This window comes from Shewanella sp. SG41-4 (assembly GCF_014164505.1).
Lineage (GTDB): Bacteria > Pseudomonadota > Gammaproteobacteria > Enterobacterales > Shewanellaceae > Shewanella.
Window position 1 is genome coordinate 1 of the sequence record NZ_JACJFI010000700.1, and the last position, 974, is coordinate 974.

At 41.0% G+C, this 974-nt stretch carries 2 protein-coding genes; both read left to right on the top strand.

The window, feature by feature from the left end:
• Positions 1 to 540 (top strand): hypothetical protein (locus tag H5202_RS23375; protein WP_182774101.1); only part of this gene is annotated, 540 nt, incomplete at its 5' end.
• A 34-nt stretch (positions 541 to 574) separates the two neighbouring features.
• Positions 575 to 974, top strand: a 400-nt coding sequence (locus H5202_RS23380; RefSeq protein WP_182774102.1) for a DoxX family protein, incomplete at its 3' end; no start/stop codon positions are given.

The following is a 974-nucleotide window of genomic DNA, read 5'->3' on the forward strand; positions in this document are numbered from 1 at the left end:
GCCGTTTGGGGAGCAGAGTTTGCCAAACTTTTAGAGATGCAACCTGAATTAGAGACTTACCCTTTCGTTAGCGATCTAGCGAAATTGGACTGGTTGAGACATAACAGCATGCGGGCTAACGACTCTGTGTTCGATTCTGGCAGTTTGGTACTGTTAACATCGGCTCACTTAGATGAATTGTATATCGATTTTTCCGAGTCTTGTTATCTTATGACGTCCAGTTTTCCAGTTATTGAATTTTGGTTGGCGCATCAAAAAACACACGATGCCGGTGATGACGAGGAGCTAGCCAAGCAATACCTGACTCAAGCTTTGAAAAAATTGGCAAAAACGGATTTTACACAACATATATGCATCTATAGAACAAATTTAATAGCCCAACTTCGAGAGTTGTCAGACGACGAATATCTGTGGTTAACACATTTAATGGCCGGTAAGAGCATTGGTCACGCATTAGATGATATGCCTGAGGGAATATTCGACTTTGCGCAATGGTTGGGGCAAGCAATAGATCTAAATCTAATTAAAGGTATTAAATAGCCTTAATATCTTTCGTATTATAAAGGAAAAACTTATGTCAGTATCAATCCAACACATCGTTAGACTATACCAAAGCGTCAGCAACCGCCTTAATTTTATGCAGCCCATCGCATTATTGGCTGCAAGGTTGTATGTTGCGTGGGTATTTTTTACTGCTGGGCTCACTAAATTAGTAGACTGGAGTTCGACATTATTTTTGTTTGAAGAAGAGTACCACGTGCCTTTTATTCCCTTTGAACTTGCCGCGTATTTAGGTACCGCAGGGGAAATAATCTTTCCGGTACTGTTGGCTTTAGGCGTAGTAAGTAGGGGGGGGGCGCTGGGACTTACTATAGTGAATATTGTTGCTGTGGTTAGTTTAGACGAGATTGCCCCTGCTGCCTTTAATGCTCATGTAATTTGGGGAGTATTGTTAGCTCAAATTATATTATTTG